The 9,543-nt window shown below is 60.5% G+C and carries 3 protein-coding genes; all 3 read right to left on the minus strand.

Annotated elements, in window-relative coordinates; genetic code table 11:
- Positions 1 to 114: 114 nt before the first annotated feature.
- From recD to recC, 3 genes are read right to left on the minus strand one after another with little or no spacing between them, the layout of a single operon-like run.
- Complete coding sequence (gene recD, locus N8H74_RS16525; protein WP_262148838.1) at positions 115 to 2,223, minus strand: exodeoxyribonuclease V subunit alpha; 2,109 nt, start codon at positions 2,221 to 2,223, stop codon at positions 115 to 117.
- On the minus strand, positions 2,220 to 5,909 hold the full coding sequence (recB, locus tag N8H74_RS16530) for an exodeoxyribonuclease V subunit beta (RefSeq protein WP_262148840.1): 3,690 nt from the start codon (positions 5,907 to 5,909) through the stop codon (positions 2,220 to 2,222). Before recB ends, recD begins: the two co-directional genes overlap by 4 nt.
- Positions 5,906 to 9,358, minus strand: a complete 3,453-nt coding sequence (gene recC, locus N8H74_RS16535; RefSeq protein WP_262148853.1) for an exodeoxyribonuclease V subunit gamma — start codon at positions 9,356 to 9,358, stop codon at positions 5,906 to 5,908. The genes recB and recC overlap by 4 nt, the downstream gene beginning before the upstream one ends.
- Positions 9,359 to 9,543: the final 185 nt, after the last annotated feature.

Raw genomic sequence — 9,543 nt, forward strand, 5'->3', positions numbered from 1 at the left:
ATTCTCTTGGATCGTAACGAAATGATGCCGCAACGATAGCACAGCACCGAAACGCCAGCGATACAGCGACCCCTGACCGGCTGGTCAGTTATCGCCATTGCCCATGGGAAGTTTTCACCCCTGAGCCTCGGCACCCTCCTCCAGTTCCAGCATCAACCCACTCAGGCGCTTGACCTTACGCTGTACCGCTTCTTCGAAAATGCCCCGACGTGGCTCGATCAGGGTGAACCAGTCCTTGGCCCGGGTGATGCCGGTGTAGATCAACTCCTTGGTCAGCACCGGATTCAAGGCGTCCGGCAGGATCAGCGCGGTGTGGGCAAACTCGGAACCCTGGGACTTGTGTACCGTCATGGCATAGACAGTTTCGACATCATTGAGCCGGCTCGGCAGTACGAAGCGCACCCCGCCCCGCCCATCGTTACGCGGGAACGCGACACGCAGCAGCGGCTTGCCGGCATCCGGACCATCACGCTCGGGCAATTTGAGCGCAATGCCGATATCACCGTTCATCAGGCCCAGGCCGTAGTCGTTGCGCGTCATCAGCACCGGCCGCCCCTCATACCATTGCTGGTCGTTGTCGATCAGCCGCGCCTTGAGCAACGCACTGGTAATGCGCTGGTTCAGACCCTCGACACCCCATGGCCCCTTACGCACCGCGCACAGCAGTTGAAAGGTATCGAATGCGCGCAAAACCGCGCGTGCCCAGTCGACCCAAACCGCATCGTCGAACGACGTCCCCAGCGCCGGGCGCTGATCGTGCAACACCGTCAGATAATGCCGGTAGCCGTGCGGGCCTTCGCCATGCCCGTCAAGCAACAGATGCTCGAGCGACCAATCATGTTCCCCCTTGAGCGGCAACGAAAACACGTCGTCATGGCTGCGCGCCTCCAGCAACTGGCGTGCGTCATCCGGCAGTTGCTGATTGACCCGACGGGCGAGTTGCCCGATCCCGCTGCCTTCACCGAAACGCCGCGAGTGCCGCAACATCACCACTTGCTGGGCCAGCGGATGCACACCACCTGTGTCCTCACGCAAACCGCTTTCCTGCAACGACTCGCCGCTCACCGACTCCAGCCATTGTCGCGTCTGCGGGCTGTACCAACCCGCCTCGGCGTCACGGCACAGATCCCCCAGCACCGCTCCGGCCTCCACCGAGGCGAGCTGATCCTTGTCCCCCAGCAGCACCAGGCGGGCGTGCGGCGGCAAGGCGTCGAGCAGATTGGCCATCATCTCGAGGTCGATCATCGACGCTTCGTCGATCACCAGTACGTCCAGCGGCAGTCGATTACCGGCGTGATGGCGGAAGTGCCGGGTCCCCGGACGACTGCCGAGCAATCGGTGTACCGTGGTGACGTCACAGGGAATCTTTTCCCGCACCGATTCGGGGACAGTGAGCGATTGCACCTGCTGACTGATGGACTCGGTCAGTCGCGCCGCCGCTTTGCCCGTCGGAGCGGCAAGTCGAATCCGCAGCGGTTGACCGGCCTCGACCGCCGGCGCCTGGAGCAGCGCCAGCAGACGTACGACCGTGGTGGTCTTGCCGGTGCCGGGACCACCAGTGACGATACTGAACGCACCTCGAGTGGCGAGGGCACAGGCAAGTTTCTGCCAATCCACAGGGCCTGCACTTCGGGCCGGGCCGAACAAACCGTCCAGCCGTTGTGCCAGATCGTCCGGAGTGGCTTCGTGCTGGGCCAGACGCAGGCGCAACGCGCCGTCGATGCGCCGTTCGTAAGCCCAGTAACGCCGCAGATAAAGACGCTTTCCGGACAGCACCAACGGTCGTTGCCGCGCCGACTCGCCGGTATCCGCCGCCAATGCCACCAGCGTGCTGCCGGCCAACACTTTGCACCAGTGAGCACCGTCGAGGGTTTCGAGCAATTGCGATGGCAGCAACAACGCTCCACCTTGCGGATCCCCCTCTGGCGGCAACGACAGGGCAAAATCCGGCGCCTTGAGGGTTTCGAACAGATCCAGGCACACGTGACCATGGCCAAGTTGATGACTGGTCAACGCAGCTGCCAGCAGCACCAGCGGATCCGCATCAGGCGCGAGTTCATGAATGAACGCCACAAACGCCTTGTCGAGAGATCGCAACCAGCCGCGCTCGACCCAGCGGGTGAGCAACAACAGCAAGTCATTGGCACGGGTCAGGGGCATCAGGTTTGCCAGACTGTCGGCCGCCAACGGCGTCGGCAGCAAATCGGCGAACGTGCGGCTCATAGCAATACTCCCTGTTCCCAGGCGGGTTCGGCCTTCGGTTCCGGTTTGCCCTGGAACATCCGGTCGAGGCGTTCGATCAGCTCTCGCGGAGGACGGGCGAAATAGACTCCGCCGCTGGCCGCCCGGGTGCCGCGCAGAAACAGATAAAGCGCGCCGCCGACATGCCGGTCGTAATCGTAATCGACGAGCCGCGCTTTCAGCTGGCGATGCAATGCCAGGAGGTAAAGCACGTATTGAAGGTCATAACGGTTGTCGAGAATCGACTGCTCCATGGCCTGTTCGGTATAGGCGAGGTCATCGACACCCAGCCAGTTGGATTTGTAATCGGCGACGTAGTAGCGGCCCTCATGCTCGAAGGTCAGGTCGATAAAACCTTTGAACATGCCATTGAGCTGTACCGGTTCGGCCCCCACTCGGGCTTGGCCATTATGAGTGTGCTGGCGCACCAGTTCGTCGAGCTTCAGAACATCGACCTTATGGCTGGCGAACCAGAACTCCATCTCCACCTGATACTGCTTCAACTGCCCGAGCACTACCGGTGGTTGCCCGGCACCGGCGGGCAGCGGGAGTTCGAGCAGCTGTTGCAGCCAGTCACTCAGCGTGGTGATCCAGCCTTGCCAGCCCCGGCGGTTGCAGCGTCGAGCCACGGCGTCTTCCAGCGCCTCTCGGGAAACGGCGAAACCTTCTTCACCCGCCCACTCCAGCAGACCATGGAGAAACGTTCCCGGATTCGGGCCGCGAGGGAATCGATGGATGTCGGCGCCGCCGGGGATGATCTCGCGTACAGCCTCAGGATCAAGGCGTTCATCATCGAACAGTTTCTGTGCTTGCGGGCTGTCGGGTGCCTCATCGCTACCGATACTTAAGACATCGCTGATGCGCAAGGCGCTGTAGGAGGCGATCCACCAGTTCTCACTGGCCCGGCGCTTGGGCAGCAGCGTTGCGCGCAACAGCGTTTCGTCACGCAATGGTTGGTAATGCTTGTCAGTGGCCGGTGGCATCTCACCGACACTGATCGCGGAACAATCTTGTTGCAGATCCCGCAGCCAGACATTCAGTTCGCCGGACTCGCGCAATAACGCGCCGCCGCCCAACAGATAACCCAATGCCGAAAGATGCAGCACGGAACTATTGTTGTTGCCGCGCTTGAGATCCGTCACCCCCAGCCAGCAAGCATGCTGTGCGCGGGTCAGGGCCACATAAAGCAAGCGCAGGTCTTCCGCCAGACGCTCGTCATCAGCCTGGGCAATCAGCTCGGCAGTCGGCTTCAGACTCACCTGAGCCTTGCCCGAAGCGTCATGGTAGTGCAGAGGCAAGCGACTCCCGTCCACCGGTTTCGCCGAACAAATGAACGGCAGGAACACCAGCGGATACTCAAGCCCCTTGGACTTGTGGATGGTCACGACCTTGACCAATTGCTCGTCACTTTCCAGACGCAGGATCTGATCTTCACCGGCCTGGCCGGACAACGCCAGATGTTCGGCGAGATAGCGGATCAGGGCCTGCTCACCGTCGAGTTCGGAGGCGGCCTGTTGCAGCAGTTCCGACAGATGCAGCAGGTTGGTCAGGACCCGTTCGCCATCGCTGCGCAGCAAAAGCGCGCGTGGCAGATGGAAATCATGCAGCAGGCGCCGCAACATCGGCAGCACACCCTGCTTGCGCCAAAGCTCCCGATAAGCGCGGAACTGCATGACCCGGTTTTCCCAGACCAACTCATCCTGATTCAAACGCTCCAGCTCGATCAGCGGCAGGTTCAGCGTGACGCAAGCCAGGGCGGCCTTCAGCGAGCGCTCGACATCAGGCTCGGCGCAAGCCTTCAACCAGGTGAGCAGATCATGGGCCTCCTGAGCGGCGAAGACTGAATCCTTGTCCGACAGGTAAACACTGCGCACCCCACGGGCAGCAAGTTCGCCGCGCACGGCCTGCGCCTCCTTGCCATCACGTACCAAGATCGCGATGTCGGCCGGACGCACGCCTCGCCAATCCTTGTCCTCCTGCACAAAACCCACACGACCGGATTGCCCGCCATTGAGCATCACCGCGATTTCGCTGGCGCAAGCAGCCGCCAGTTGCTGGCGGTAAACCGCCCCGGACAACGGCTGTTCGGCAGGCAAATGCCAGATATTCAACGCAGGCACACCCTGCCCGGCGATCTGGAACTGTTCCTTGCGCCCCTGCGCGTCTACCGGCAGGAATGGCACCGGGTTATCGCCGTTTTGCTCCCTGAACAGAAACGCACCGCGCCCCTGCTCGCGAAGTTCGGCGCGCTCGAACACATGGTTCACGGCTCGCACCATGCCGTGGCTGGAACGGAAGTTGGTGCCCAGGGTGTGCAGGCGACCGGTCGTGGCCTGGCGGGCGCGCAGGTAGGTGTAGATGTCCGCGCCACGAAAGGCGTAGATCGCCTGCTTGGGATCGCCGATCAGGAACAGCCCGGTATCGGGGTTGTTGTCCTCGATCCGATAGATGCTCTCGAAAATCCGGTACTGCACCGGGTCGGTATCCTGGAACTCGTCAATCAGGGCGACCGGAAACTGCTCGCGAATCAGCGTGGCGAGGCGCTCGCCTCCCTCGGCCTGCAACGCGGCATCCAGACGCAGCAGCATGTCATCGAAGCTCATTTCGGCGCGACGACGTTTCTCTTCCTCAAATCGGGTGCCGACCCATTTGGCTGCGTGCTGCAGCACCGCTGCATCAGGTGTAGGCAACGCGTCGAGACGAGACTTGAGTCCGGCCATCGCATCCAGCCCCGGGTGATCCGGTGCCGGCCCTTTCCACGCTTCAGCCATGCCCTCGGGCGTCAGCCGGGTGAATCCGGTGCCTATATCGAGTTGTTCCAGCGCTTCGTCTTCAGCCCAGGTCTTGAGCTTGTCAAACCAGGGTTCGAAGTAGCGCGCCTGCATCTTGCGTCCATCGACCGCTTTGTTCGCGACACCCTGGTGACAGATGGCGAGCAGTTCATCGGCCCATTGGCGCCAGGGCATTTTCAACTCGACCAACGCGGCTCGACGCTCTTGCAGGCATTCATCGATCAGCTCGGCTGGGGTCCTGGCTTCCTCATTGTCTCGCTCACTGGCGAACAGACCGCGCACCCGGGGCAACAGGGCTGCCGGACCGCCCCAGTTACTGCGAACCCAGTTCAGCGCATCTCCCTGCATCGGATAGCAGAACAATCGCCAGTAATCGCGCAATACTTCGCCCAGCAGATCGCTGTGATCGGTTTCCAGGGACTGGGTGAACAGACTGCCGCTGTCGAAGGCATGCTCACGCAGCATCCGCTGGCACCAACTGTGAATCGTCGATACGGCGGCCTCGTCCATCCATTGCGCGGCAATGTCCAGACGATTGGCACAACCTGGCCACTGCTGCGGTTCGAACTGTTCACGCAACCGGGCTATCAGCGCATCGGGTGCCGGGGTTTCGTCACGGAAAAACCGTGCGGCTTCGGCCAGGCGGGTGCGGATACGCTCGCGCAGCTCTTTGGTCGCCGCATCGGTGAATGTCACGACGAGAATCTGCGGCGGCAGCAGCTCATGGCTGAAACCGCTCGACTCGCCTCCGTGTCCCAGAATCAGACGCAGATAGAGCGCGGAAATGGTGAAGGTCTTGCCCGTGCCGGCGCTGGCTTCGATCAACTGGCTTCCTCTGAGCGGGAATGCCAGGGCAAGAGGGGTCTTGTCACTCATGAGTGGGTTCCCTCGCCGGCCAAGGAGCGCCAGGGTGCTTCGAGCATTGGGCGGTACAAGGTCTCGCACCAACCGGAGAACGTCTCGTCCGCCAACAAGGCATCGTAATCGACGAACTGCCGTGTCAATGCCGGGCTCTCGCGCCGCTCACCCTCGCTGGTCTGGCCATCACCCTCATAGGCTTTACGGGCAGAGGCTTCGGCTTTGAGCGGGTCAGTCTGGGACAGCCAGGCGAAAGCCGTCTTGACCGCGACGGGCAGTGGCTGGCGCATGCCCGTTTGCCAAGCGAGCAGCAGCTCTCCGAGCAGACGCGACGCTCTTTCCTGTTCCATGGGTTCAAGCAGCAGCGTGTCATCGCTGGCCACCAGAGCGGTGTTCAAGGACAGGCCACTGGCGCAGGCCACCAGATGGCTGACCCACGGTTTGATCAGCCGATGCCATTTACGGCTTTTTATCGAGCCAATGCTGTTGGGAATCGTCGAAGCCGAAAGCATCCCGCCGTCAGCGCGCCGATGCAGACCGCCAAGCCAGCCTTCCAGACTCAACCCCTGAGATTCGATGTTGACCGGAATCGCACTGGTCATCGGCGTTGGCCATAGCGTCAGCAGCTGTTGATAACGTTGCAGCAAATCCGGCAGCGGTTCGATCAACTCACGCTGCAGGCACTCACCGAATCCGGCCATGGGCAACAATCCGCTGGCCTGCAGACGTTGGGCCTGATCGCTCAGCGCCTGATCGATATTGTCCGGCTGCACCAGAGCGGCCTCGAGCAACCGATCGCTGAGCGTGTAGCGCTGCAATGCATCCAGAACAAAAGGCTCTTCGTCAGGTAACGGGGCTTCGGCGGACTCGAAATACACCTTGAGCCGCTGAGTAAAGAAATGCCGGACCGGATTACGCAAAAAGTCCTGCAACAGCGCCAGGCTCAGAGGTTCCTCCTGAACGTGGGGTTCAAGCAGCCCGGTTTCAGCCAGTGCCTCATGCTGCTGATGCAACACCTGCCATTCGCTGGCATAACTGAACAAGTGCTCGCCTTCATGGAAATACCGGGCGCTGAAGGGTTGTAGCGGATGCTCTTCGGTCATGGCCTCCAACAAATCACCAGTGCCATTGACCAGTGTCCAACCGCTGGCCAAATGATCACGCAACTGGCCGATCAGCACCGACGCTGGCCGCTCGCTGTTGTCACGGATGCTGCGGCCAACCCAACTGATGTAGAGCTGATTGCGCGCCGACAGAAGCGCCTCGAGCAATAGATAGCGATCATCCTCGCGCCGTGAGCGGTCGCCGGGACGGTAGTCACTGCCCATCAGGTCAAAATCCAGCGGAGGCTGCGCCCGTGGGTAATCCCCGTCGTTCATTCCCAGCAGGCAGACCAGTTTGAAAGGGATGGCACGCATCGGCATCAAGGTGCAGAAGTTTACCGCGCCGGCCAGGAAGCGCTGGGACAGGCGGCCCTGATCCAGCCCGGCCAACCAGGCTTCACGAACAACGGTGAGCGGCAACGCCTCCTGCAGTCCGACGGAATCGCAGGTTTCCAGCCATGTTTCGCGCAGCTCCTCGAGTTGCGTCAGCAAGTAGTCGTCGTGCTCGTTGCCTGCCTTGAAGAACAGTTGCAGCAACGCTTGCAGACGGTCGCCCCATTCCTGAGGTTTCGCCGGCTGAAGCAATTGCTGATGAGACAGCTCCAGTGTGTCCAGCAACGCGACGAGCGGACCGATCAGTGCAGCATCAAGACCGCCGATTTCATCATAGGGTTCGATACCCGCGCAGGCACTGGAGCTGCCCACGGCATAACCGAGCAGCATCCGGCGCAGGCCGAAACGCCAACTGTTTTGTTCCAGTTCTTCCGGTAACCCAAGCCCCGCACGCTGCTCGGCATTCATTCCCCAGCGAACACCGGCGCCCTCGATCCAACGGTGTAGGGTCGGCAAATCTCTTTCTTCGACACCGAAGCGGGCACGCAAGGCAGGAACATCGAGCAGGTCGAGGATTTCGCTGACCGGGAAGCGACTGTCCGGCAACTTGAGCAGATGCTCGACAGCGATCAATAACGGATCACGACCGCGCTGGCCCTGATCCGCCAAGGTAAACGGTATGAAGCGAGGGTCGTGTCGATCGAGCTGACCGAATACGGCGCGGATATGCGGTGCGTAACTATCGATGTCAGGCACCATCACAATCACGTCGCGAGGGCGCAATTCAGGATTGGCGCTGAAGCGCGCCAGGAGCTGGTCGTGGAGAATTTCGACTTCGCGTTGCGCACTGTGGGCAATGTGAAAACGGATCGATTCGTCGTGGGCCAGATCGACAGCAGGCCAGTACTCCCGAGTCTCACTCAACGGGCGCAACTCCAGAATGTCGTCCTGCAGTTGGTTCAGCATGTTCTGCGGCTGCATCTCGCTGAACAGATCAATACGACCGTCGCGAAATGCCGCGCGGTAACTGTTGGGATCATCGTAACTGTCGAGCAGATTGATGTAGTCACGGCCTTGCTTGCCCCAGGCTGCGAGCAGCGGGTGAGCGTGCTGATGCAGCGTGTCAGGATCCAGCACCGTAGGCATTCCGTGCTTTCTGGTCTGACGCTTGTATTGATGCCTCAGCAGGTCCTTGTCAGCGACGATATCGGCCCAATGATGGCGACAAGGGTTGTGGACACATAGCAGAACCTGGCTGAAACGCGCGAGTCCGGCCAAGGCTTCCAGCACCTGCGCAGGCAAGGAAGAAATCCCGAAAACGATCACTCGTGATGGTATTCCCACAGGCGCTTTTTCAAGTTGACTGATGCGCTCGATAAAACGTTGATGAACCCCAGCGCGGCTTTGAGCCATGCCTTGAGCACCGACATCTTCCAGCAGGGCACGCCATAATTCTGCCTGCCAGCAATTGGTGGGAGCGAGAGGCTTTATTTCACCCCTGACGTTGCGTAGCTGATGACGCCCTTCGGCCCAATCTTCGAGCCAGTCGGCCCGATAAACCTGATATTGGTCGAAGAGGTCCGCCAGTCGCTCGGACAACTGATAACGCTTGCGCAGATCGCTGTCATGAGTGAGGAAGCGTTGGAGTGGCTCGAAATGCGGACGGTCTATGAGCTGAGGCAGCAGGCGCATCAAACGCCAGGTCAACGGAGCCTTGTCGAGCAATGACTTGGCCGGGATTTCATCTCGTCCCAACACCATCCGGTAAAGCTGCCACATGAAACTGCCCGGCAGTTGCACATCAATTGCCGCAGCAATACCGCAGCCGCCCAGATCATCCTCTTCAGGATCTTCGGCAAGGGCGAGCTTGAGCCATTGAGCGATGCCATTGCTCTGTACCAGGGCGATTTCATTTTCCAAGGGAGCCAGCGGATAGCGCCGCATAATGCTGACCACCAGGCTGCGCAGTTCGTCCAGGCTGTTGCTCTGAACCACCATGAATGCAGCGTTGAGGGACTGAGCGTCCGGCATAAAAGCTTCCTTGGAAAAGTACAAAAGCCAGGGCAGAACCTTAGCACTGTCGGCGGGCCGTGACAGCCGGAAGGCGTCTGTGAGTGCTGTAAGAACTTTCCTGCGGACAAAACAAAACCCCAACTGCTTTCGCAATTGGGGTTTCGGAATTTAATCTTGACGATGACCTACTCTCACATGGGGAA

Origin of the sequence: Pseudomonas sp. B2M1-30, from assembly GCF_025447575.1 — a bacterium.
In the GTDB taxonomy this organism is placed as follows: Bacteria; Pseudomonadota; Gammaproteobacteria; order Pseudomonadales; family Pseudomonadaceae; genus Aquipseudomonas; species Aquipseudomonas botevensis.